General features: G+C 75.6%; 21 protein-coding genes. 7 read left to right on the plus strand and 14 right to left on the minus strand.

The window, feature by feature from the left end; all coding sequences use genetic code 11:
- Window positions 1–105: 105 nt before the first annotated feature.
- From ACI79A_RS18525 to ACI79A_RS18550, 6 genes are all read right to left on the minus strand, one after another.
- Window positions 106–1191, minus strand: a complete 1086-nt coding sequence (locus ACI79A_RS18525; protein WP_457085231.1) for an amidohydrolase family protein — start codon at window positions 1189–1191, stop codon at window positions 106–108.
- Between the two features lie 4 nt (window positions 1192–1195).
- Window positions 1196–2794, minus strand: coding sequence for a signal recognition particle protein (gene ffh / locus ACI79A_RS18530; RefSeq protein WP_457085232.1), 1599 nt, complete (start codon window positions 2792–2794; stop codon window positions 1196–1198).
- Window positions 2795–2941: 147 nt separating this feature from the next.
- A complete protein-coding gene (locus ACI79A_RS18535; RefSeq protein WP_457085233.1) occupies window positions 2942–3124 on the minus strand; it encodes a hypothetical protein in 183 nt (60 codons plus the stop codon).
- A 107-nt stretch (window positions 3125–3231) separates the two neighbouring features.
- On the minus strand, window positions 3232–5601 hold the full coding sequence (locus tag ACI79A_RS18540; protein WP_457085234.1) for a [protein-PII] uridylyltransferase: 2370 nt from the start codon (window positions 5599–5601) through the stop codon (window positions 3232–3234).
- 163 nt (window positions 5602–5764) lie between these two features.
- A complete protein-coding gene (locus ACI79A_RS18545; RefSeq protein ID WP_089304115.1) occupies window positions 5765–6103 on the minus strand; it encodes a P-II family nitrogen regulator in 339 nt (112 codons plus the stop codon).
- Window positions 6100–7422 carry an ammonium transporter gene (locus tag ACI79A_RS18550; RefSeq protein WP_457085235.1) on the minus strand — a complete coding sequence of 441 codons (1323 nt, stop codon included), beginning with the start codon at window positions 7420–7422 and terminating at the stop codon, window positions 6100–6102. Before ACI79A_RS18550 ends, ACI79A_RS18545 begins: the two co-directional genes overlap by 4 nt.
- Window positions 7423–7823: 401 nt before the next feature.
- On the opposite strand from ACI79A_RS18550, the gene ACI79A_RS18555 reads away from it, so the two are divergent.
- The 5 genes from ACI79A_RS18555 (at window position 7824) to ACI79A_RS18575 (ending at window position 12404) form a co-directional block, all read left to right on the plus strand.
- Window positions 7824–8600 carry an energy-coupling factor ABC transporter permease gene (locus ACI79A_RS18555; protein ID WP_457085236.1) on the plus strand — a complete coding sequence of 259 codons (777 nt, stop codon included), beginning with the start codon at window positions 7824–7826 and terminating at the stop codon, window positions 8598–8600.
- A complete protein-coding gene (locus ACI79A_RS18560) occupies window positions 8597–8959 on the plus strand; it encodes a PDGLE domain-containing protein (protein ID WP_457085237.1) in 363 nt (120 codons plus the stop codon). Before ACI79A_RS18555 ends, ACI79A_RS18560 begins: the two co-directional genes overlap by 4 nt.
- 1 nt (window position 8960) lies before the next feature.
- Window positions 8961–9746, plus strand: coding sequence for a cobalt ECF transporter T component CbiQ (gene cbiQ, locus ACI79A_RS18565; protein ID WP_457085238.1), 786 nt, complete (start codon window positions 8961–8963; stop codon window positions 9744–9746).
- Window positions 9743–10492, plus strand: coding sequence for an energy-coupling factor ABC transporter ATP-binding protein (locus ACI79A_RS18570; protein ID WP_457085239.1), 750 nt, complete (start codon window positions 9743–9745; stop codon window positions 10490–10492). The genes cbiQ and ACI79A_RS18570 overlap by 4 nt, the downstream gene beginning before the upstream one ends.
- A gap of 94 nt (window positions 10493–10586) precedes the next feature.
- Entirely contained in the window at window positions 10587–12404 is a 1818-nt protein-coding gene (locus tag ACI79A_RS18575; protein ID WP_457085240.1) for a SpoIIE family protein phosphatase, read from the plus strand.
- 163 nt (window positions 12405–12567) lie between these two features.
- On the opposite strand, the gene ftsY is transcribed toward ACI79A_RS18575, so the two are convergent.
- Window positions 12568–13776 (minus strand): signal recognition particle-docking protein FtsY, encoded by a 1209-nt coding sequence (gene ftsY, locus ACI79A_RS18580; protein ID WP_457085241.1) that lies wholly within the window; start codon window positions 13774–13776, stop codon window positions 12568–12570.
- Window positions 13777–13837: 61 nt separating this feature from the next.
- Here ftsY and ACI79A_RS18585 point away from each other — a divergent pair, with 61 nt between their 5' ends.
- Both ACI79A_RS18585 and ACI79A_RS18590 read left to right on the plus strand, forming a co-directional pair.
- The gene (locus ACI79A_RS18585) at window positions 13838–15526 is read left to right on the plus strand and encodes an alkaline phosphatase D family protein (RefSeq protein ID WP_457085242.1); all 1689 of its coding nucleotides are present in this window, start codon (window positions 13838–13840) and stop codon (window positions 15524–15526) included.
- Entirely contained in the window at window positions 15523–16338 is an 816-nt protein-coding gene (locus ACI79A_RS18590; RefSeq protein ID WP_457085243.1) for an endonuclease/exonuclease/phosphatase family protein, read from the plus strand. Before ACI79A_RS18585 ends, ACI79A_RS18590 begins: the two co-directional genes overlap by 4 nt.
- A 233-nt stretch (window positions 16339–16571) precedes the next feature.
- Here the strand turns inward: ACI79A_RS18590 and smc are convergent, their stop codons facing one another.
- From smc to ACI79A_RS18625, 7 genes are all read right to left on the minus strand, one after another.
- A complete protein-coding gene (gene smc, locus ACI79A_RS18595; protein ID WP_457085244.1) occupies window positions 16572–20138 on the minus strand; it encodes a chromosome segregation protein SMC in 3567 nt (1188 codons plus the stop codon).
- A 204-nt stretch (window positions 20139–20342) separates the two neighbouring features.
- On the minus strand, window positions 20343–20534 hold the full coding sequence (locus ACI79A_RS18600; protein WP_457085245.1) for a hypothetical protein: 192 nt from the start codon (window positions 20532–20534) through the stop codon (window positions 20343–20345).
- 148 nt (window positions 20535–20682) lie between these two features.
- Complete coding sequence (locus tag ACI79A_RS18605) at window positions 20683–20955, minus strand: acylphosphatase (RefSeq protein ID WP_457085246.1); 273 nt, start codon at window positions 20953–20955, stop codon at window positions 20683–20685.
- Complete coding sequence (gene mutM / locus ACI79A_RS18610; protein ID WP_457085247.1) at window positions 20952–21824, minus strand: bifunctional DNA-formamidopyrimidine glycosylase/DNA-(apurinic or apyrimidinic site) lyase; 873 nt, start codon at window positions 21822–21824, stop codon at window positions 20952–20954. The genes ACI79A_RS18605 and mutM overlap by 4 nt, the downstream gene beginning before the upstream one ends.
- Window positions 21825–22649, minus strand: a complete 825-nt coding sequence (gene rnc, locus ACI79A_RS18615; protein ID WP_457085248.1) for a ribonuclease III — start codon at window positions 22647–22649, stop codon at window positions 21825–21827.
- A 23-nt stretch (window positions 22650–22672) separates the two neighbouring features.
- Window positions 22673–22852 (minus strand): 50S ribosomal protein L32, encoded by a 180-nt coding sequence (gene rpmF, locus ACI79A_RS18620; protein WP_153362036.1) that lies wholly within the window; start codon window positions 22850–22852, stop codon window positions 22673–22675.
- A gap of 1 nt (window position 22853) precedes the next feature.
- A complete protein-coding gene (locus ACI79A_RS18625) occupies window positions 22854–23534 on the minus strand; it encodes a YceD family protein (protein WP_457085249.1) in 681 nt (226 codons plus the stop codon).
- Window positions 23535–23604 lie beyond the last annotated feature (70 nt).

The raw sequence follows: 23604 nt of genomic DNA on the forward strand, positions 1-23604 counted from the left end.
CGTGCTCCTGGCTCACCTCGCACCGTGAGCCAGGAGCACGCACGATCAGGTCTCCTGATCCCGGGCAGGCGACGGCGCAGCGGGGGCGGGGGCGGTTCGGCCGGGTCAGCCGACGACGCGGCCGCGGAGCACCAGTCGTTGCGGTCGCTGCAACGTGTCCAGCTCGGTGCGCGGGTCGGCCGCGTAGACGACGAGGTCGGCCGGCGCGCCCTCGGCGATGCCGGGCAGGCCGAGCCACTCCCGCGCCGCCCAGGACGCCGCGGCGACCGCCGCTTCGGCCGGCAGCCCGGCGGCGTGCAGCGCCCGCACCTCGTCGGCGATGACGCCGTGGTCGATGCCACCGCCGGCGTCGGTGCCGGCGAACACCGGCACGCCGGCCTCGTACGCGGCCCGCACCACGGCCCCGGCCCGTGCGTACAGCCGCCGCATCGTGGAGGCGTAGGCGGGGAACTTCTTCTCCCCCGCCGCCGCGAAGCCAGGGAAGTTCTCCACGTTCACCAGGGTGGGGACGACGGCGGTGCCGCGCGCCGCCATCTGCCCGACCAGCTCCTCGGTCAGCCCGCTGCCGTGCTCGATGCAGTCGATGCCGGCGCCGATGAGGTCGGGCAGCGCATCGGTGCCGAAGGTGTGCGCGGTGACCCGGGCGCCCTCCTCGTGGGCGGCCGCGATCGCCGCGGCCACGACGTCGGCCGGCCACTCCGGCGCCAGGTCACCCACGCCGCGGTCGATCCAGTCGCCGACCAGCTTCACCCAGCCGTCACCCCGCCGGGCCTGCACCCGGACCTGCTCGACGAGGTCGGCCGGCTCCAGCTCGAGGGCGAGCCCGGGGATGTACCGGCGGGTCGCGGCGAGGTGCCGGCCGGCCCGGATCACCCGCGGCAGGTCCTCGTGCTCGTCGAGCACCCGGGTGTCGACCGGCGAGCCGCAGTCGCGCAGCAGCAGCACACCGGCGTCCCGCTCGGCGAGCGCCTGGGCGCGCAGCCCCGCCAGCTCGCCGACGTGCTCACCGCCGTGCCCGAGACCGACGTGGCAGTGCGCGTCGACCAGGCCGGGCAGCACGAACCCGCCCCGGCTGACCGTCTCGGCGCCGGGGACGGGGTCGAAGGTGATCCGCCCGTCGCGCACCCACAGCTCGCGGTGCTCGCCCTCGGGGAGGACGACGCCGGACAGGTGCAGGGCGGGGGCGGTCACCGGCTCAGCGGCCCCCGTCGTTGAACTGGTCCTTGAACGGGCCGTCCTTGAACTGGCTGAAGTCGAGCTTGGAGAGGTCGGGCAGCGCCTGGCCGGGCGGCAGCCCGGGCACCCCGCCGGGGGGCTGGCCGCCGGGCATCCCGCCGGGGAAGCCGCCCATGGCCCCGGGAGCGCCGATCGGCCGGCGGGCCGGGCCGCTCTTCTTGCCGCCCTTGCCCTTCTTGCCCTTGCCGCGGGCCTGCACCTGGTTCTGCCGGCCGCGCTGCTTCTTCGACATCGGGCCCATGCCGGGCATGCCCATGCTGCCGGCCATCTGGCCCATCATCTTCTGCGCCTGGGCGAACCGCTCCAGCAGCTGGTTGACGTCGGTGACGCTCATCCCGGAACCGTTGGCGATCCGGACCCGCCGCGAGGCGTTGATGATCTTGGGGTTGACCCGCTCCGCCGGCGTCATCGACCGGATGATCGCCGCGGTGCGGTCCAGGTCGCGCTCGTCGACCTGCTTGAGCTGGTCCTTCATCTGGCCGGCACCGGGCAGCATGCCCAGCAGGTTGGCGATCGGCCCCATCTTGCGGATCGCCATCATCTGCTCGAGGAAGTCCTCGAGGGTGAAGCCCTCGCGGGCGGCGAGCTTGCCGGCCATCCGCTCGGCCTGGTCGGCGTCGAACGCCTGCTCGGCCTGCTCGATGAGGGTGAGCACGTCACCCATGCCGAGGATGCGCGAGGCCATCCGCTCGGGGTGGAAGACGTCGAAGTCGGCCAGCTTCTCGCCGGTGGAGGCGAACATGATCGGCTGGCCGGTGACGTGCCGGACCGACAGCGCCGCACCACCGCGGGCGTCACCGTCGAGCTTGGTGAGCACGACGCCGGAGAAGCCGACGCCCTCCTGGAAGGCGGTGGCCGTGGTGACCGCGTCCTGACCGATCATCGCGTCGACGACGAAGAGCGTCTCGTCGGGCTGCACGGCGTCGCGGATGCCGGCGGCCTGGGCCATCAGCTCGGCGTCGATGCCCAGCCGGCCGGCGGTGTCGACGACGACGACGTCGTGCATCGTGCGCCGCGCGTGGTCGATCGACTCCCGGGCCACCGCGATCGGGTCACCGACGCCGTTGCCCGGCTCCGGCGCGAAGACGTCGACCCCGGCCTGACCGGCCACCACCGACAGCTGCTGCACCGCGTTGGGGCGCTGCAGGTCGCAGGCGACCAGCAGCGGGGTGTGCCCCTGGCCCTTGAGCCAGCGGCCGAGCTTCCCGGCCAGCGTCGTCTTACCGGCACCCTGCAGACCGGCCAGCATGATCACCGTCGGCGACTGCTTGGCGTAGCGGATGCGCCGGGTCTCGCCACCGAGGATGCCGATGAGCTCCTCGTTGACGATCTTGATCATCTGCTGTGCCGGGTTCAGCGCCTGGGAGACCTCGGCGCCGCGCGCCCGTTCCTTGACCGAGGCGATGAAGGCACGGACGACCGGAAGGGCGACGTCGGCCTCGAGCAGGGCGATCCGGATCTCGCGCGCGGTGGCGTCGACGTCCTCGTCGGACAGCCGGCCCTTGCCGCGCAGACCGGTGAAGACCTTGTCCAGGCGGTCGGAGAGGGTCTCGAACACAACACGTCCTCAAGCAGTCGGGCGCGCAGCCGCCGCCGGAGTCCGACGGCTCGGCTCGGGCGCCCGGGGCCACCCCGGGGCCGTCACGCCACCTCGGACCAGCCTAACGACCCCCGGGCGGGCACGGTCGCCGCGGCGTGCCTCGGGTCAGGCGGCGCGCTGCCGCTCCCCCGCCGATACGTCACCGTTCACGATCGCCGCGCCGCAGTCGACGCACAGCCACTCCGGGCACTCGCCGCCGTCCTCGGTGTGGCCGTCGATGCACGGCGGCTGCTCGAACCGGGTGTCGTGGCCACAGCTCACACAGGGCCAGGTCGGCAGCTCGCTCACGAGGGTTTCCCTTCCGTCGGTCTCACGTCGCCGGGCGTCGTCCGGCACGTGCAACGTGCCACGAGGGTCCGACAGAACCCGAGGCACCCGCCCGGGCCGGGTGTCGCTCAGCTGTCGCGGGCGGGCAGCGCCGCGGGGTCGCGGGCCTCGCCACGGGCGGCCGCGACCAGCGCCCGCTCGACGCGTTCGCGCTGGCCGGCGTCGATCGGGGTGCCGCTGGGGTCGGCGACGTAGAAGGCGTCGACGGCGTCCGCGCCCAGCGTCTCGATGGTGGCCGAGCTCACGTCCAGCCCCTCGCCGGCCAACGCTGCGGTGAGCCGGTGCAGCAGCCCGGCGCGGTCGGTGGCGCGCACCTCCACCAGGCCGGTGACCCCGGTGGCCTCGGCGTCGAACCAGGAGACCCGCGGCGGGCGCCCCGGCGCCCGGTCCTGGCTGTAGTCGTGCTCCCGCTGCCGCAGCCGCTCGGCCAGCGGGAGCGTGCCCTCCAGCGCCGCGCGGACGCCGTCGGCGAGGATCTCCGGCACGGGGGCGCGGCCGAACCGGGGCCGGACGGCGAAGACCTGCGTAGCGTGGCCGCCCTCCACGCTGACCCGGGCGGCGCGCACGTCCAGCTGGTTGAGCGCCAGCACCCCCGCGCACAGGCTCAGCAGGCCGGGGCGGTCCGGCGCGCCGATGGTGATCTGCTGACCGTCCAGCACGTCCTCCATGCCGACCGTCACCGGCTCGGTGGGCCCGGGGATCGCCGGAGCGGGGGCCGTCACCGTCGGCTCGGTCGGCTCGAGCACCGGCTCCGGCGTCGCGGTGCTGCCCAGCCGGGCCGCCACCCGGGCCACGAGCGCGGCGACCAGGTGGGCCTTCCACGGCGACCACGCGGAGGTGCTGGTGGCCGCGCCGTCGGCCTGGGCCAGCGCGTGCAGCAGCTGGAGCAGGGCGGCGTCGGCGTCGATCGCCTCGACCACCCGGTCGACGGTCAGCGGGTCGTCCAGGTCCCGGCGGGTGGCCACGTCGGGCAGCAGCAGGTGGTGGCGCACCATCGCGACCAGCGTGGCGACGTCCGGTGGGCTGAACCCCATGCGCGCGGCCATCTCCCCCACCACGACCACCCCCACCTCGGTGTGGTCGCCCGGCCAGCCCTTGCCGATGTCGTGCAGGAGGGCGCCGACCAGCAGCAGATCGGGCCGGTCGACGTCGCGGGTGAGCTCGGCGGCCGCGGCGGCCGCCTCGACCAGGTGCCGGTCGACGGTGAACCGGTGCCAGGGGTGGCGCTGCGGCAGCGACCGCACCCGGTCCCACTCCGGCAGCATCCGGGACAGCAGCCCCTCCTGATCGAGCTGTTCGAGCACCGGGACGGCGCTGCGCCCGCTGGCCAGCAGGCGCAGGAACGACCAGCGGACCTCCGGCGGCCACGGCTCGGGCAGCGGCGGGGCGTGCACGGCGAGGACCTTGAGCGTGTACGGCGACAGCAGCAGGTCCGCCCGCGCGGCAGCGGCGGCGCCGCGCAGCACCAGCCCGGGGTCGGCCGCCGGCCGGGCGTCGCGGGCCAGGACGACCTCGTTCCCCTGGCGGACCAGCCCCTCGGCCAGTGGCTCCCGGCGCACCCGTCGGTACCGGGCGCGGGGGCGGCGGACCAGCGAGGCGTCCACCCGGCGCCAGGTCTCGTCGGCGACGAAGGCCAGCCGGCGACCGGCCAGGCTGACCTGGCGCAGCAGCGCGTCGTCGTCGGCCAGCCCGAGCGCCTCGGCGACCGGCCGCTGCTCCTGCCGGACCAGCACGTCGGTGACCCGGCCGGTGCGCGCCCGCAGGGCGTCCCGGGCGTCGAGCAGCAGCGCGTACGCCTGCCCCGCGTCGGCCGGCGGCTGGTCGGCCAGCTGGGCGGCGGCCAGGGCGCGGAGCACCTGCCCCTCCCGCAGGCCGCCGTAGGCCTCCTTCAGGTCGGGCTCGAGCAGGAAGCCCAGCTCGCCGACCTGGCGGCCGCGGGTGCGCCGCAGGTCGCGCAGCTCGGGCAGCAGCCGCCCGGCGTGCTGCCGCCAGGAGGCCAGGGTGGCGGTGCGCAGCGCGGTGCTGACCTCCGGGTCGCCGGCCACGTGGCGGACGTCGAGCAGGCCGAACCCCGCCTTGACGTCGTCACCGGCGACCGCGACCGCCTCCGCCACGGTGCGCACGGAGTGGTCCAGGCGCAGTCCGGCGTCCCAGATCGGGTACCAGAGCGCGTCGGCCAGCGCCGCGATCTCCGGCCGGCCGTCGTGCACGAGCACCAGGTCCAGGTCACCGTGCGGGGGCAGTTCACGCCGGCCCAGGCTGCCGACCGCGACCAGTGCGACCCCCTGCCCGGCCGGTGTCGCCGGCGGGGCCCCGCGGCGGCCGGGCGGGCGCGGGGTGCCGACGAGCGCCTCGGCGAGGAGGCCGGCCAGCCAGGTGTCCACCGCCTGGACCCGCTCGGCGCGGGGCAGGCGGGGCAGGGCGTCGAGGTCGAGCACGCGGCACCTCTCGCGGTCGTCGGGCGGGGCGCGCCCGGTGTCGGGTCCGGTGAAACGCGTCGGCCGGGGCGGCGGGTCTCCCCACCGCCCCGGCCGAGGTCAGCTCGGCCCCGTCCCGAGGCTCACCCGAGCGTGCGAGGGATGAGAAGGACGGGGTCCTTTCTCAGAGCGCGTCGGCTCCGCGCTCTCCGGTGCGGACCCGGACGATCTCGTCGATCGTGGTGACCCACACCTTGCCGTCGCCGATCTGCCCGGTGGAGGCGGCCTCGACGATCGCGTCGACCACCCGAGCGGCCTCCACCTCGCCGACCACGACCTCGATCCGCACCTTCGGCACGAAGTCGACCTGGTACTCCGCCCCGCGGTAGACCTCGGTGTGGCCGCGCTGGCGACCGAAGCCCTGCACCTCGCTGACGGTGAGACCGGCGATGCCGATCAGCTCGAGGGCGTTCTTGACGTCGTCGAGCTTGAACGGCTTGACGATGGCGGTGACGAGCTTCACGCCCGGCTCCCTTCCGTGTTGCGCGCCTCGGCGCGTGCCTGGCCACCCAGGGGTGCGGTGCTGCCACCGCCGCCCAGGGAGGCGAAGTCATACCCGGACTCAGCGTGCACCACCGTGTCGATGCCGGTGACCTCGTCGTCCTCGGTGAGCCGGAAGCCGATCGTCTTCTGGATGAGGAAGCCGATGACCAGGGTCAGGACGAACGAGTACGCGAGCACCGCCAGGGCGCCCACGACCTGACGCCACAGCTGGTCGACGCCGCCGCCGTAGAAGAGTCCGTCGATCCCGGCCGGCGCGGCGGCCGTGCCCACGAAGCCGACCAGGATGGTGCCGACCAGGCCACCGACCAGGTGGACGCCGACGACGTCGAGCGAGTCGTCGTAGCCGAGCTTGAACTTCAGGCCCACCGCGAGGGCGCAGAGCGCACCGGAGACGGCGCCCACGATGATCGCGCCGATCGGCGAGACCGCCGAGCAGGCCGGGGTGATGGCGACCAGACCGGCGACGACGCCGGAGGCGCCACCCAGCGAGGTGGAGTGCCCGTCGCGGATCTTCTCCACCAGCAGCCAGGCCAGCGTGGCGGCACCGGTGGCGACCAGCGTGTTCACCCAGGCGACGGCGGCGGTGTTGTCCGCGGCGAGGGCGGAGCCGGCGTTGAAGCCGAACCAGCCGAACCACAGCAGCCCGGCGCCGATCATCACCAGCGGCAGGTTGTGCGGGCGCATCGCCTCACGGCCGAAGCCCCGGCGCTTGCCCAGGACGAGCGCCAGCGCGAGGCCGGCCGCGCCGGCGTTGATGTGCACCGCGGTGCCGCCGGCGAAGTCGATCGCAGCGAGGTCGTTGGCGATCCACCCGCCCACCACGTCGTCGCCGTCGAAGGCGAAGACCCAGTGCGCGACCGGGAAGTAGACGACGGTGGCCCAGATGCCGGCGAAGACCATCCAGGAGCCGAACTTGGCCCGGTCGGCGATGGCACCGGAGATGAGGGCGACGGTGATGATCGCGAAGACGGCCTGGAAGCCGACGAACGCCATGGTCGGGAGCGCCGCGTCGGTGTCCTCCATCAGGCCGTTGAGCCCGAAGTACTCGAAGGGGCTGCCGAGGAGCCCGAGCCCGATGTCGTCGCCGAAGGCGATCGAGTAGCCGTAGAGCACCCACAGGACGCTGATCAGCGCCAGCGCGCCGAAGCTCATCATCATCATGTTGAGGACGCTCTTCGCGCGGACCATGCCGCCGTAGAACAGTGCCAGGCCTGGGGTCATCAGCAGCACGAGGGCAGCGCTGGTGAGGATCCAGGCGGTATTGCCGGTGTCGAGCACGGCAACCTCCTGAGGGTGTCGTCGGCCATCGGCCGCAAGCGGGGGCCCGGGGGCCTCGGGGTCGACCACCGCCCGTGCGGGCGGCGGGTTGAGCCGGCGCCTCCATCGGAGGGCGACGGGGGTGAACGGTGCCGACCCCGTGTTTCCGGCGGCGGCGCGGACGTGTTTCGCGGTCGTGAACTCCGCTGCGCGTGTCGGCCGGTTCTGTTCCAGCCGTGTTGCGGACGCCCCGACGGCGGCCCGGAGGTGCTGCACGTCACCTGACGGCCGACTGCCGGCCACCTTGTTGCAAGAAGGGTGCAACTGCGAGAGGTGTGCAATAGGGTCGGTCAGTCGCAACGCCGCGGCCGGCAGCGCCCGGGCCGCCCGGCCGGCGCACCACCCGACGTCCGGAGGTCCGCGTGCACGTCCCCGATGGCTACCTCGACGCGGCCACCACCGCCGGCACCGCGGCCGTGGCCGCCGCCGGGGTGGCACTGGCCCTGCGTGGCTCCCGCCGCGAGCTCGACGAGCGGACCGCGCCGATGGCTGGCCTCACCGCCGCCTTCGTGTTCGCGGTCCAGATGATGAACTTCCCGGTCGCCTACGGCACCAGCGGCCACCTGATCGGCGGTGCGCTCACCGCCGTCCTGGTCGGCCCCTGGACGGCGGTGCTGTGCATGACCGTCGTGCTGCTGGTGCAGGCCCTGGTCTTCGCCGACGGCGGGCTCACCGCCCTGGGCACGAACGTCACGCTCATGGCGCTGGTCGCCGTGGCCGTCGGCTACGGGGTCTTCGCCGGGCTGCGCCGGGTGCTGCCGGCCGGCCGCACCGGGGTGCTCGCCGCGGCCGGGGTGGGCGCGTTCCTCTCGGTGCCGGTGGCGGCGCTGGTCTTCGCCGGGCTCTTCGGGCTCGGCGGGGTCGCCGACGTCTCGCTGGCGGCGGTCGCCGGCGCCATGGGCGGCGTGCACCTGCTGATCGGGCTGGGCGAGGCGGCCATCACCGTCGCCGTGCTCGGCGCGGTCCTCGCCGTCCGGCCGGACCTCGTGCGCGGCGCCCGGCACCTCACCCGGTCGGCCGGCACGCTGGCCCCGCGCCCGGAGACGGCCGGCCGACCGCGCACCCCGAACACCACCGCCCCCCAGCCCCCGGCGGACGTCGACCAGCAGCCGGTGCTCTCCCCCACGGACGCCCGGTGACCGCCCCGCAGAGCCGCCGCACCCGCGGCTTCCTGCTGGCCGGCCTCGTCGTCGCCCTGCTGATCGCCGGCGTCGGCAGCTACTACGCCAGCTCCGCCCCCGACGGCCTGGAGGCCACCGCCGAGGGGCAGGGCTTCGGCCACACCGCGCAGGACAGCGCCGTCGCCGGCTCCCCGCTGGCCGACTACGGCACCGCGGGGATCGACGACGCCCGGCTCTCCGGTGGGCTGGCCGGCGTCGTCGGGGTGCTGCTGGTGCTGGTGCTGGCCGGCGGGCTCACGCTGGTGCTGCGCCGCCGGGACCAGCGCCGGGACGAGCCGGCCCCGGCCGACGACGCCGTTCCAACCGCCCGCGACTGAGGTGGGCGCCGGACACGCGCACGGCGGCCTGGGGGCGACCTTCGTCCCCGGCGACAGCCCGGTGCACCGCCTCGAGCCGCACACCAAGCTCGTCGCCGTCCTGGCCTTCGCGCTGGTCGTGGTGCTGACGCCGGTGCACGCCGGGTGGGCACCGCTGGCCTACGCCGCCTTCCTGCTGCTCCTCCTCGCCGTCGCGGCGGCCGCCCGGGTGCGTCCCGGGCGGCTGCTGCGCGGCCTGGTGGTCGAGGTGCCGTTCGTCCTCTTCGCCGTGCTGCTGCCGTTCGTCGCCCGCGGCCCCCGCACCGACGTGCTCGGGCTCTCGCTGTCCGAGAACGGTCTGGCGGCCGGCGGCAGCATCCTGGCCAAGGCCACGCTGTCGGTGCTCGCCGCCACGCTGCTGGCCGCGACCACCGACCCACGGGCCCTGCTGCGCGGCCTGGAGCGGCTGCGGATGCCCTCGGTGCTCGTGCAGATCCTGGGCTTCATGATCCGGTACGCCGACGTGGTCGGCGGCGAGCTGCGCCGGATGCGGGTGGCCCGGGAGTCCCGCGGCTTCCGCGCCCACCACCTGGGGGCGCTCAAGGTGCTCGGCCCCGCGGCGGGCTCGCTGTTCATCCGCTCCTACGAGCGCGGCGAGCGCGTGCACCTGGCGATGCTGTCCCGCGGCTACACCGGCCGGATCCCCACCGGGCCGGTCGCCGTGGTGGGCACCCGCTCCTGGGCGCTCGCGCTCACCCTGCCCCTGGCCGCGGCCGCCGTCCTGACGGCAGGTTCACTGCTGGGGTGAGCACTCCCCCGCCGTCCCTGGTCGTGGACGACCTCGCGTTCGCCTACCCCGACGGGCACCAGGCGCTCTTCGGCGTCGACCTGCGGATCGCACCGGGCGAGCGGGTGGCGCTGCTGGGCCCCAACGGCGCCGGCAAGACCACGCTGGTGCTGCACCTCAACGGCATCCTGCGCGGCGGGCGCGGCCGCGTGGAGGTCGGCGGCCTGCCGGTGACCGACCGCTCGCTGCAGGAGGTGCGCCGCCGGGTCGGGATCGTCTTCCAGGACCCCGACGACCAGCTGTTCATGCCCACGGTCGGCGAGGACGTCGCCTTCGGCCCGCGCAACCTGGGCCTGCCCGAGCCCGAGGTCGCCCGCCGGGTGGCCGACGCGCTGGCCGCCGTCCGGATGGCCGACGCCGCCGACCGCCCGCCGCACCACCTGTCCTTCGGCCAGCGGCGCCGGGTCGCCGTCGCCACCGTGCTGTCGATGCAGCCGGAGGTGCTCGTCCTCGACGAGCCCAGCAGCAACCTCGACCCCGCCGGCCGGCGCGAGCTGGCCGAGGTGCTCCAGTCGCTGCCGGTGACGATGCTGATGGTCACCCACGACCTGCCCTACGCCCTGCAGCTGTGCCCGCGCTCGGTCGTGCTGGACGGCGGCGTGATCGTGGCCGACGGCCCGACCCGGGAGCTGCTCGCCGACTCCGCGCTGCTGGCCGCCCACCGGCTCGAGCTGCCCTTCGGTTTCGACCCTCGTGCGGTCGGCTGAGCCCTGCGCGGAAGACCAGGTTGCATCGGCGGCCGGCGCGGGTAGCCCGGATCGTCGGTCCGAGGGCGGGAGCGGGGCAGGAGGCAGCAGCGACGTGGCAGAGGGACGGCCGCCGTACCGGGTGAAGCCCGAGGCGCTCCCGGTGCCCGACTACGCCCAGGTCTTCGAGGTGGCGCCCGCACCGTTCCTGCTGCTCACCCCCGACTTCGTCATCGTGCACGCCAACCGGGCCCGGCGGGAGGTGACGGCGACGACGCTGGAGGAGAACGTCGGGCGGCACGTGTTCGACCTGTTCCCGGCCAACCCCGACGACCCGGCCGCCGACGGCATCGCCAACTTCGCCGCCTCACTGGCCGAGGCGCGGGACACCCGTCGGCCGGTCACCATGGCGATCCAGAAGTACGACATCCGGATGCCCGACGGCACCTACCACGAGCGCTTCTGGAGCCCCCGCAACGTCCCGGTCCTGGACGAGGCCGGGGAGGTCGTCCTGCTGCTGCACCGCTCGGACGACATCACCGACTACATCCGCGACCTCGACGAGGCCCGCCGGGAGGCGGCGCGCCGCCAGCACCGGGTGGCCCAGGTGGAGTCGGACCTGTTCAGCCGTGCCCGGGAGCTCGAGCAGCTGAACGCCCGGTTGCGGGAGGTCGGGGAGCAGGAACGGCGGACCGCCCGATCGCTGTCGGGGTTGGCGGCGACCGTCTCGGCGCTGGCGCAGGCGGAGACGACGCAGGAGCTGTTGGAGCTGCTGTTCCAGCACGGTCGTGAGGCGCTCGCGGTCGACGCCGCGGCGGTGGCCCTCAGCCGCCCCGGCGGCGGACCGCTGCGGTTGACCGAGTCCCGCCACGGCCGGCTGTTCGGCGCCGACCTGGCCGTGGACTCACCCCTGCCGATGGCCGTGGCCGCGGCCGGTGCGCCCCGGATCGTCAGCGACGCCGCGCTCAGCGGCTGGTCGGACGCGGAGGCCGCCCGCGTCGCCGAGGGCCTGGGCGTCCGGTCGTGGGCGGCCCTGCCGCTGCGCGCCGGCGGCCGGTTGCTGGGGTCCTGGACGGTCGGCTGGGCCCAGCCGCGCGAGTTCGCCGACGAGGACCTCCAGGTCCTGGAGGCCTATGCGGCGCAGTGCGCGCAGGCGGTCGAGCGGGTCGCCCGGTTGGAGGAGGAGCGCCGCCGGGCCAGCGTCACCCGCAGCCTGTCGGAGACGCTGCAGCGCTCCCTGCTCACCGCGCCGCCCCAGCCGGACCACCTCCGGATCGGGGTGCGCTACCGGCCGGCCGCCCGCGAGGCGCAGATCGGCGGCGACTGGTACGACGCGTTCCCCTCCGCCGACGGCGCGACCACGCTGGTGATCGGCGACGTCACCGGGCACGACCGGGATGCCGCAGCCGCGATGGGCCAGCTGCGCAACCTGCTCCGCGGGATCGCGCACGCCCTGGACGCCCCGCCCGCGCCGGTGCTGACGGCGTTGGACCGGGCCGTCGCCGACCTGGGGGTGACCACCCTGGTGACCACGGTGCTCGCCCGGGTCGAGCAGACCCCGGAGCAGGCGGTGTCCGGCGTGCGCACGCTGCGCTGGGCGAACGCCGGGCACCTGCCGCCGCTGCTGACCCGGGCCGACGGGACGGCGCAGCTGCTCGAGCGCCCCCGGAACCTGCTGCTCGGCGTCGACCCGGACACCCCGCGGACCGACAACGCGGTGGACCTGCGGCCCGGGGACACCGTCGTCCTCTACACCGACGGCCTCGTCGAGCGCCGGGACGCGACCCTCGACGAGGGCCTGGACCGGCTGCTCACGGCCGCCACCGAGCTGGCCCGCACCCCCGTGGACGAGCTGTGCGACGCCCTCCTGGCGCGGATGGCGCCGGACTTCGCCGACGACGTCGCCCTGCTCGCGCTGCGCATCGCCCCGTAGGCCGACCACCGGGCCCCTCACCGGTCGGCCTCCGCCCCGGTCCGCTCCTCCCTCGCAGAGCTCGGTCGATGCTCCCGGCGGCGTCAGCCGACGAGCACACCGGTCGGCCTCCGCCCCCGGTCCGCTCCTCCCTCGCAGAGCTCGGTCGATGCTCCCGGCGGCGTCAGCCGACGATCGCCTCGGCGAAGGGCTCCGGCTCGAACGGCGCCAGGTCGTCCGGCCCCTCCCCCAGCCCGATCAGCTTCACCGGGATGCCCAGTTCCCGCTGCACCGAGACGACGATGCCGCCCTTCGCGGTGCCGTCGAGCTTGGTCAGCACCACCCCGGTGACGTCCACCGCCTCGGTGAAGACGCGCGCCTGCACGACGCCGTTCTGCCCGGTGGTCGCGTCCAGCACGAGCAGCACCTCGTCGACCGGGCCGTGCTTCTCCACCACGCGCTTCACCTTGCCCAGCTCGTCCATCAACCCGGACTTGGTGTGCAGCCGGCCGGCGGTGTCGACCAGCACGGCGTCGACCTCCCCCTCGATGCCCGAACGCACCGCCTCGAACGCCACCGCGGCCGGGTCGCCGCCCTCCCGGCCGCGCACGGTGAGCACGCCCACCCGCTCGCCCCAGGTCTCCAGCTGGTCGGCGGCGGCGGCGCGGAAGGTGTCGGCCGCACCGAGCAGCACGCTCTTGCCGTCGCCCACCAGCACCCGGGCGATCTTGCCGACCGTCGTCGTCTTCCCCGCGCCGTTCACCCCGACGACGAGCACGACGGCGGGGCGGCCGTCGTGCCGGTCGGTGTGCAGCGTGCGGTCCAGGTCGGGGCCGAGGACGGCGGTCAGCTCGCGGACCAGCAGCTGCCGCAGGTCCTCGCCGGACGCGGTGGCCAGCACCAGGCTCTGGGTGCGCAGCCGGGAGACGATCTGGGTGGTCGCGGCGACGCCGACATCCGCGGCCAGCAGGGTCTCCTCGATCTCCTCCCAGTCGTCCTCGGTCAGCTTCTCCCGGCCCAGCACGGTGAGCAGGCCGCGGCCCAGCGAGGACTGCGACCGGGCCAGCCGGGACCGCAGCCGGATCAGCCGGCCGGCCGAGGGGGGCGGGGTCTCGAAGACCAGGCCCGGCTCGGGCTCCGCCGGGGGCAGCTCGACCGGCTCGGCCACCGGCAGGTCGGCCGGGTCGACGGCGGTCGACCCGGTGGGCTCCGGTGCGGGGGCGGGCGGGGCGGTGGGCTGGGGCGGGCGGGGCCGGGTCAGCGTGGTGCCGGACGCGGCGTCGTCGTCCAGACGGGTGGTGCGCCGTCCCCGACCGACCAGCAGACCGACGGCGGACACCAGGCCGACGACGAGGATCGCGACCGCGATCAGCACGTACTCCACGAACTCCATGGAGGCAGTCTCCCAGCCGCGTCCGCCCCGACGCACAGCCCGATGGGGCAGGCTCTCGCCCATGTCCGAGACCCCCGGCTCCCGCCCGCTCCTGCTGCTCGGGCCGCTGCTGCGACACGTCGACCGGGTCTCGGCGACCGTGTGGGTGGAGACCGACCGGGCCTGCGAGGTGTCCGTGCTCGGCCGCACGGCGCGCACCTTCGGCGTGAACGGCCACCACTACGCGCTGGTCGTCGTCGAGGACCTCGAGCCGGGCAGCAGCACCCCGTACGAAGTGCACCTGGACGACGTCCGGGTGTGGCCGCCGGCCCCGTCACCGTTCCCGGCCAGCCGGATCCGCACCGCCGGCCGGCCCGGCCCGTTCCGCCTGGCCTTCGGCTCCTGCCGGTACGCCACCCCGACGTCGGTCGACGTCCGGGAGAACATCCCGCCGGACGCGCTGGACGGCTACGCCCGCCGGCTGCTGGCCGTGCCCGAGGGCGAGTGGCCCGACGCGCTCGTGCTGCTCGGGGACCAGGTCTACGCCGACGAGATCACCCCGGCGACGCGCAGCTGGCTGGCGGCGCGGCGGGACCTCTCGCAGCCGCCGGGTGCCCAGGCGGCGGACTTCGAGGAGTACAGCCGGCTCTACGCGGAGTCCTGGAGAGACGCCGAGGTCCGCTGGCTGATGTCGACCATCCCGTCGTCGATGATCTTCGACGACCACGAGATGATCGACGACTGGAACACCTCCGCCGCCTGGCGCGCCGAGGTGACCCCCACCGACTGGTGGCAGCGGCGGATCTGCGGCGGGCTGGTCAGCTACTGGGTCTACCAGCACCTGGGCAACCTCTCCCCGCGGGAGCTCGCCGCGGACGACACCTGGCAGGCGATCCTGGCGTCCCCCGACGAGGACGCCGGGCCGCTGCTCGACGAGATGGCCCGCGCCGCCGACAGGGAGCCGCTGAGCGTCCGGTGGAGCTACGTCCGGCACTGGGGTCCGGCGCGGCTGGTCATGGTCGACACCCGCGCCGGCCGGGCGCTGGAGGAGGCCGACCGGAAGATCGTCGACGACGAGGAGTTCGCCTGGGTCGACGACCAGGTCACCCGGGCGGTGGCCGACGGCGTCGACCACCTGCTCATCGGCACCTCCCTGCCGTGGCTGCTGCCGCACGCGGTGCACGACATCGAGCGGTGGAACGAGACGCTGTCGGTGCGGCACGCCGGGCGCCCGCTGGGCCGGCTGATGGAGAAGCTGCGCCAGGCCGCCGACCTGGAGCACTGGGCGGCGTTCGAGCAGTCCTTCGAGCGGCTGGGCCGCACCCTGCTGGAGGTCGCGCGGGGCGAGCGGGGCCGGCCACCGGCGACCGCGCTGGTGCTCTCCGGCGACGTCCACCACGCCTACGCCGCCGAGCTGGTGAGCCCGGGCGGGACGGAGAGCCGGATCCACCAGCTGACCGTCTCCCCGCTGCACAACGCCGCCCCGCACGCCATCGAGATCGGCTTCAAGCTCGGCTGGAGCCGCTGGGCCCGCGCCCTGACCGGTGCGCTGACCCGGCTGGCCCGGGTCCGGCCCAGCTCGCTGCAGTGGCGCAAGCAGGCCGGGCCGTTCTTCGGCAACGAGCTCGGGGAGCTGGTGCTCGACGGCCGGAACGCCCGGTTCCTGCTGTGGGCCACCTCCCGCGACGGTGACGGCACGGAGCACTTCACCCAGGTGCTGGACACCCGCCTCTCGGCAACAGCGCGCGCATCGGCCACGCTGGGGGCATGACCGAACCCGCGCCCGACCCGGAGGGGCCGGCGGCCCTGGTCCGGCTGGTCACCTTCAACGTGCACCACGGCGTCGGGGACGACGGCCGGCACGACCTGCCCCGGCTGGCCCGGCTGCTGGCCGACGCCGACGCCGACCTGATCTGCCTGCAGGAGGTGGACCGGCACTTCGGGCCGCGCAGCGAGGGCGTCGACCAGGCCGAGCTGCTGTCCCGGGCGCTGAACATGGAGCTGGCGTGGGGGCCGGCGATCGACGAACCGGGCGGTGGGGGCGGCAACGGAGACGGCGACCGGCGGCAGTACGGCAACGCGCTGCTGTCCCGCCTGCTGCTGCTGGCCCGCGACGTCCACCCGCTGCCCGGGGGCGGTGAGCCGCGCAGCGCACTGCGCGCCCGGGTCGGGCTGCCCGGCGGCGCGCTGTGGGTGACCACCACGCACCTGTCCAGCGGCTCGGCGGCCGACCGCGCCCTCCAGGCCGCCGCGGTGGCGGAGCTGCACTCGGCGGCGCCGGAGCCGGGGGTGCTGGTCGGCGACCTCAACGCCGACGCCGGCGCCCCGGAGCTGGAGCCGCTGCGGGCCCGGCTCGCCGACGCCTGGCAGCAGGCGGCCGAGCGCGGCGACCAGGCCGGCCGGCTCTCCATGCACCGCGACGCCGGGCTCACCCACCCGGCCCGCCGGCCGCGGGTGCGGATCGACCAGGTGTGGGTGACCAGCGGGGTCACGGTGACCGACGCCCGGGTGCTCGACGGCTCGGGCGCGTCCGACCACCACCCGCTGCTCGTCGACCTCCAGGTCCCGGCCGCCCGCGCCTAGTCCGCGGGCCCCGGGCCGAGCTCCAGCTGGAGCTCCACCACCCACTCGGACTGGTCGTCACCACTCGCCGCGGCAGCACGACCAGCCGGTTCAGCTGGCCGAGCTGGGAAAGCTCGTAGGAACGCCGGCCGGTCCGACGCACCGCCGAGCCGGGCGAAGTCCCCGATGGTCACCGTCCCGCGGTCAGCCTCCGCGCTGACACGGTGTGAGGTGCAAGCCCCCGGGTCATCGGACTAGGCCGGCTGGGGTTCCCGGAGACGCTGGCTGATCACGCCGGTGATGCCGTCGCCGCGCATGCTGACCCCGTAGAGGGCGTCGGCGATCTCCATCGTGCGCTTCTGGTGGGTGATGACGATCAGCTGCGAGGTGCCCCGGAGCTGCTCGATGAGCGTGATCAGCCGGCCCAGGTTGACGTCGTCCAGCGCCGCCTCGACCTCGTCGAGGACGTAGAAGGGCGAGGGCCGGGCCCGGAAGATCGCCACCAGCAGGGCCACCGCGGTCAGCGACCGCTCCCCGCCGGACAGCAGTGACAGCCGCTTCACCTTCTTGCCCGGCGGGCGCGCCTCGACCTCGACGCCGGTGGTGAGCAGATCCTCGGGGTCGGTGAGGAAGATCCGCCCCTCCCCGCCGGGGAACAGCGTGCCGAACACCTGCTCGAACTCCCGCTGGGTGTCGGCGAACGCCTGGGCGAACACCTCGTGGATGCGCGCGTCGACCTCGCGGACGACGGTGAGCAGGTCCCGGCGGGTGGTCTTGAGGTCCTCCAGCTGGGTGGCGAGGAAGGTGTGCCGCTCCTCCAGCGCCGCGAACTCCTCCAGCGCCAGCGGGTTGACCTTGCCCAGCGCCGCGAGGTCCCGCTCGGCCCGTGCGGCCCGGCGTTCCTGTGCGGCCCGGTCGTAGGGCACCGGTTCGGGCTCGGGCTCACCGGCCGCCTCGGCCGCGGCCACCTCGGCCTGGCTCGGCGGGACGGGGGCGTCGGGGCCGTACTCGGCGACCAGGGTGGCGAGGTCGACGCCGTACTCCTCGGCCGCCCGGGCCTCCAGCGCCTCGATCCGCAGCCGCTGCTCGGCGCGGGCCACCTCGTCGCGGTGCACCTCGTCGGTGAGCCGGTCCAGCTCGCCGGTGTGCTCGCGCACCCGGGCCCGGACGGCGAGCAGCTCTGCCTCCCGGCCGGTGCGGGCCTCGGCGAGCGCGTCGCGCTCGGTGGCGGCCCGGGCCAGCGACGTGGTCAGCGCGGTCAGCGCCTCCTCGGCTCCGGTGCGCACCCCGGCGGCGACGCGGGCACCCCGTTCGCGGGCCGCGCGGGCGGCGGCGGCGCGCTCGCGGGCGGCGCGCTCCTGCCGGGCCTGCCGGCGCAGCGACTCGGCCCGCCCGGACAGCGAGCGGACCCGCTCCTCGGCGGTGCGCACCGCCAGCCGGGCCTCGGTCTCGGCCTGCCGGGCCGCGGTGGCCTCGGCGCGCAGCCGGTCGCGCTCCTCGGTGGAGGGCTCCTCCTCCACCGGCGCGGCCTCGGCGGCGGCCAGCCGCTCCGCCAGCTCCGCCACCGCGGCGACCGCCTGCTCGTGGGCCTGCTCGGCGCGCACCCGGGCGGCGTCGAGCCGCTCGGCCTCCGCGACCGCGGAGCGCGCGGCAGCGCCGAGTTCGGCGAGCTCCGCCGCCGCGACCGAGCGCGCCCGGTCACCGGCCTGGCGTGCGGTGAGGGCGGCGTCGACCTCGGCGGAGCGCTCGGTGGCGACCTGCCGGGCCGCGGCGAGCCGTTCGGCGAGCTCCGCGGCGGCGGCGGTCGCCGCCTCGAGCGCGGCGCCGGCCTCCTCGACCCGCGCCCGCACCTCCAGACCGGAGGGGGCGTTGGCCTGGCCACCGGTGGCCCAGTCGGCACCGAGCAGATCCCCGGCCCCGGTGACGGCCCGGACCCGCGGGTGGGTGCGCACCAGCGCCACGGCGGCGGGGAGGTCGGCGACGACGGCGACCCGCTCCAGCGCCCGGGCCAGCGCCGGCCCGAGCTCCGGCGGTGCCTCCACCAGGTCCAGTGCCCAGCGGGCGCCTGCGGGCAGCTCGGGCCAGCCGTCGCGGGCGACGGGCGGAAGACCCCCGGTGACCAGCAGCCCGGCCCGGCCGCCGTCGCTCTCGGCCAGGTGGGTGAGCACGTCGGCGGCCTCGGCCACCCCGGCGACGACGACGGCGTCGGCCAGGCCGCCGAGCGCGGCGGCGAGCGGGACCTCGGCGCCGGCGGTGACGGTGAGCCGGTCGGCGACCGGCCCGAGCACGCCGGGCAGCCCCGCGGAGAGCACCGCGGCCGCGCCGTCGGCCGGGGCCAGCCCCAGGGCCAGGGCGTCCCGGCGGGCTTGGGCGCCGGCCCGGTCGCGCTCGGCGGCGCGCTCGGCGGCGGTGAGCTCGGTGACGGTACGCACCGCGTCGGCGTGCGCGGTGACCGCCGCCGCATGTGCTGCGGCGAGGTCGGTGTCGTCGCCGGCGTCCTCGGTGAGCTCGTCGCGGCGCCGGGCCAGCCGCTCGGCGGCGGTCTCGGCCCGCTCGGTCGCCTCCGCTGCGGCCGCGGCCAGCCGCTCGGTCTCCGCCTCCCCCGCGGCGGCGCGGGACCGGCCGGCGGCCACCTGACCGGAGAGCCGGGCCAGCTGCTCGCGTCGGTCGGCCAGCGCCCGGGCGGCGGCGACCAGCGCCCGCTCGGCGTCGGTGAGCGCGGACTCGACGTCGGTGCGCACGGCGACCGCCGTGGCGAGCCGGGCCCGCTCGGCGTCCAGGGAGGCGGCGAGCTCGCGCTCGGTGGTCTCGACCCGGTCGGCCTCGGCGTCCAGCTGCTCGGGGTCACGGCCGGCCGGGCCCGCCGGGGGCGCGGCGGAGAGGTGCCGGTGCCGCTCGGCCGCCAGCTGGGCGACGCTGCGGAACCGCTCGCCGAGGGTGGACAGCCGGTACCAGGCCTCCTGCGCGGCGGCGAGCTGCGGCGCGTCGGTGGCCAGCTGCCGCTCCAGGGCCGACTCGGCGCGCGACGCCTCGGCGAGCGCCTGCTCGACGACCGCCCGCCGGGCGCGCGCGGCGGTCTCGTCGGCGACGTCCTTCTCCAGCGCGTCGCGCAGGCCGACCAGGTCGTCGGCGAGCAGCCGCAGCCGGGCGTCCCGCAGGTCGGCCTGCACGCCCGCGGCACGACGGGCCACCTCGGCCTGCCGGCCCAGCGGCTTGAGCTGGCGGCGCAGCTCGGCGGTGAGGTCGGTCAGCCGGTCGAGGTTGGCCTGCATCGCGTCGAGCTTGCGGAGCGCCTTCTCCTTGCGCTTGCGGTGCTTGAGGACGCCGGCGGCCTCCTCGATGAACGCGCGCCGGTCCTCCGGTCGGCCGGAGAGAACCGCGTCGAGCTGCCCCTGACCGACGATGACGTGCATCTCCCGGCCGATCCCGGAGTCGCTGAGCAGCTCTTGCACGTCGAGCAGGCGGACCTTGTCGCCGTTGATCTCGTACTCGCTCTCCCCGGAGCGGTACATGCGGCGGGTGATCGACACCTCGGTGTAGTCGATCGGGAGGGCGCCGTCGGCGTTGTCGATGGTGAGGGTGACCTCGGCGCGGCCCAGCGCCGGGCGGCCGGCCGTGCCGGCGAAGATGACGTCCTCCATCTTGCCGCCGCGCAGGCTCTTGGCGCCCTGCTCGCCGAGCACCCAGGCGATCGCGTCGACGACGTTGGACTTGCCCGAGCCGTTCGGGCCGACGACGGCGGTGATGCCCGGCTCCAGGCGGAGCGTCGTCGGCGACGCGAAGGACTTGAAGCCCTTGAGCGTCAGGCTGGACAGGTGCACGGGGAGCAGACTCCGGTGGCCGGCGGGACGGGTACCGGCCCGACGTTAACCGAGCACACCGACATCACCCGGGCTCGCGGGGCGCCCGGGGCGGGTGGTGACTCCAACGCGTCGGCTCCGCCGCCGGCGGTGTGCACCGATCGTCGGTCTCTCCGATCGGAACCGACGGTCAGCCCACGACGGCGCGGGCGGCGGGGTCCTTCTTCAGGCCAGCGCGGGGGTGGCCGACTCGTCGGCCAGGGTGAGCAGCTCGCGGGCGATGACGTGGTCGCGCTCCTCGCGGAGGACGGCGAGCTCCTCCTCCAGGCGGCGTACCCGCGCGCGCAGCGCGGCGTTCTCCTGGGCCATCCGGAGCTCGTGCGGAGCGACGACGGAACCGAACAGGGCCTTGGCCATGACTGAGCGGCCTCTCACAGACGTGCGGTGGTTCCCGTGCACCGTCGGAGGCGGTCTGCACGGGCTGGTCGCTTCAGGGTGACACCCGCCTCGACCTCGGTCAACGGCTCGGCTACCGCCTCACCGTGTCGGGTGGATGTCGCCTTGGTCACCCCGTGGTGAAGCCCTGGACGCCCTGCACCACGTCGTCCCGGGACTCCACGCCGCGCACCGTGCCGGGGGCGTCGGGCCCGTCGAGCGCGGCGAGCACCGCCGCGACGTCGTCGGCGGGGCCCTCCAGCACGACCTCGACCCGGCCGTCGGGCAGGTTCGTCGCCGACCCGGCCAGGCCGCGCGCGGTGGCCGCGCGGTGCACGAAGAAGCGGTAGCCGACGCCCTGGACCAGGCCATCGACGAGCGCGACCACCCGCCGCGCACTCATGCGCGCCGCCGGGGTCGGGGCTGGCACTGCGGGCAGCTGTAGCTGGACCGGTTCATGAACTGCTCCCGGACGACGGCGGTGCCGCACCGCGGGCAGGGGCGGTCCTCCTGCCCGTAGACGGCCAGGTGGCGGGAGAAGTAGCCGCTCTGCCCGTTGACGTCGACGTAGAGCGAGTCGAACGACGTCCCGCCCTGGGCCAGCGACTCCCCGAGCACGTCCCGGACGCCCTCCAGCAGTGCGGTGACCTGCGGGCGGGTGAGCTTGTCGGTGGGCCGGGCGCCGTGCAGCCGGGCGCGCCACAGCGACTCGTCGGCGTAGATGTTGCCCACCCCGCCGATCAGCGTCTGGTCCAGCAGTGCCCGCTTGACCTCGGTGCGGCGCCGGCGGAGGGCGGCGGTGAAGGCCGCTTCGTCGAAGCCGGGGTCCAGCGGGTCGATGGCGATGTGGGCGAGCCGGGGCGGCAGCTCCTCGCCGGTGGTCTCCTCGACGGCCAGGCCGCCGAAGGTGCGCTGGTCGACGAAGCGCAGCTCGCGGCCGCCGTCGGCGAACCGGAAGCGCGCGCGCAGGTGCACCTCGTCGGGCTCGCTGCGCTTCTCCACCAGCAGCTGGCCGCTCATGCCCAGGTGCGCGACGAGCGCCCGGTCGGCGGGAGTGCCGTCGGCGCCGGTCAGCGGCAGCCACAGGTACTTGCCGCGGCGGTGGGCGGCGGTGAACGTGGCGCCGGTCAACGTCGCGACGAAGTGGTCGACGCCCTCCAGGTGCCGCCGGACGGCGCGGGGGTGGTGCACCTCGACGGCGGCGACGGTGCGCCCGGCGACCCAGCGCTCGAGCCCACGGCGGACGACCTCGACCTCGGGGAGCTCGGGCACTCAGGCCCCCGCGGCCTTCTCCGACCCGGTCTCCGCCTCGGCCGACAGCGCCCGCCAGGCCGCCTCGGCCGCCTCCTGCTCGGCGGCCTTCTTGGTGCGGCCGGAGCCCCGGCCGCGGGCGGTGCCGGCCAGCAGCACCGACGCGGTGAAGGTCTTGGCGTGGTCGGGGCCCTCGTCCTCCACCTCGTAGACCGGCGCGCCCAGGCCCTGCGCGGCGCCCAGCTCCTGGAGGCTGGTCTTCCAGTCCAGGCCGGCGCCCCGGGTGGCCGACTCGGCCAGCAGCGGGTCGAAGAGCCGGTGCACCAGGGCGCTGGCGACGTCCAGTCCGCGGCCCAGGTGGATCGCGCCGATCAGCGCCTCGAGGGCGTCGGCGAGGATCGAGTCCTTCTCCCGGCCGCCGGTGGTCTGCTCACCGCGGCCCAGCAGCAGGTGCGGGCCGATGCCGCCGTCGCCGAGGGAGCGGGCGACCTTGGCCAGGGAGGTCATGTTGACCACGGAGGCCCGCAGCTTGGCCAGCTGCCCCTCGGGCAGGTCGGGGTGGCTGCGGTAGAGCTCGTCGGTGACGACCAGGCCGAGCACCGAGTCGCCGAGGAACTCCAGGCGCTCGTTGGTGGGCAGGCCGCCGTGCTCGTACGCGTAGGACCGGTGGGTCAGCGCGAGGGTGAGCAGGTCACCGGGGAGCGACACGCCGAGGGCGTCGGCCAGCCAGCGGGCGGCCTGCGCGGCGTGTGCGTCACCGGCGGGTGAGCGACCACCGGCGTCCACCGCCGGCGGCTGCACGGAGCCGTCGGCGGTGGACGCCGGTGTCGTGGTCGAGCTCGCCACGCGGGGAGCGGGTGCGGAGCTGGTCAGACCGCGAGGGTCTGACGACCGTCGTACTGACCGCAGGTGGGGCAGGCCTGGTGCGGCGGCTTGAGCTCGCGGCAGGCCGGGTTCTGGCAGGCGGCCAGGGTGGGGGCGGTCGTCTTCCACTGCGAACGGCGGGACCGGGTGTTCGCGCGCGACATCTTCCGCTTCGGGACGGCCACGTCAGTTCTCCTCTGGGTCGGTGCGGGCGGACCCGGACTGGGACCCCTCCGCGGTGTCGGTCAGGTGCGCGAAGCGGTCGGCCAGCCCGGCGAACCGGGGGTCGAGCACCTCGTGCGAGTGGTCGGCGGGCAGGTCGTCGAGCCGCTCACCGCAGTCGACGCACAGACCGGCGCAGTCGGGCGTGCAGGTGGGCGACAGCGGCAGGGTGAGCACGACGGTGTCGCGGACCAGCGGCGCGAGGTCGATGGTCTCGCCCTCGATCCGGCGGACCTCGTCCTCACCGCTGGTCGCCTCGGTGGTGCTGCCCTCGTAGGCGTACAGCTCCTGCACGTCCAGGGTGAGGGTGTCCTCGAGCGGCTCCAGGCAGCGGGCGCACTGGCCGGTGACCGGGACGTCGACCTCGCCGGAGACGAGCACGCCCTCCATGACCGACTCCAGGCGCAGCCGCAGGTCGACCGGAGCGCCCTCGGGCACGCCGATCATCTCGACGCCCCACCCCTCCGGGGCGGGCAGCGTCTTCTCCCACTCGCGCATCGAGCCGGCCCGGCGGCCGAGCTCGCGCAGCTCGATCTTCCAGGCCTTGGCGGCGGCCCGCTCCGCGGCGGTCGCGGCGGGGTCGCCGGCGGGACGCCGGGCGTCGGTGGACGTGGCGTCGGAGGGGCGGGCGGAGGCAGCAGGCATGTCAGTACTCGTCGTCGTCGGTGTGGGGTGCCGGCACGGCCCCGCGCGGACGGCGCGGGACGGCACGGAG

Source organism: Modestobacter sp. SYSU DS0657, assembly GCF_054050925.1.

Bases quoted from the DNA above. Each gene is read 5' to 3' on its own strand.
- ACI79A_RS18600 (WP_457085245.1), bottom strand. From the start codon at position 20,534: ATGGCCAAGGCCCTGTTCGGTTCCGTCGTCGCTCCGCACGAGCTCCGG.
- ACI79A_RS18625 (WP_457085249.1), bottom strand. From the start codon at position 23,534: ATGCCTGCTGCCTCCGCCCGCCCCTCCGACGCCACGTCCACCGACGCC.
- ACI79A_RS18585 (WP_457085242.1), top strand. From the start codon at position 13,838: ATGTCCGAGACCCCCGGCTCCCGCCCGCTCCTGCTGCTCGGGCCGCTG.
- ftsY (WP_457085241.1), bottom strand. From the start codon at position 13,776: ATGGAGTTCGTGGAGTACGTGCTGATCGCGGTCGCGATCCTCGTCGTC.
- ACI79A_RS18605 (WP_457085246.1), bottom strand. From the start codon at position 20,955: ATGAGTGCGCGGCGGGTGGTCGCGCTCGTCGATGGCCTGGTCCAGGGC.
- ACI79A_RS18590 (WP_457085243.1), top strand. From the start codon at position 15,523: ATGACCGAACCCGCGCCCGACCCGGAGGGGCCGGCGGCCCTGGTCCGG.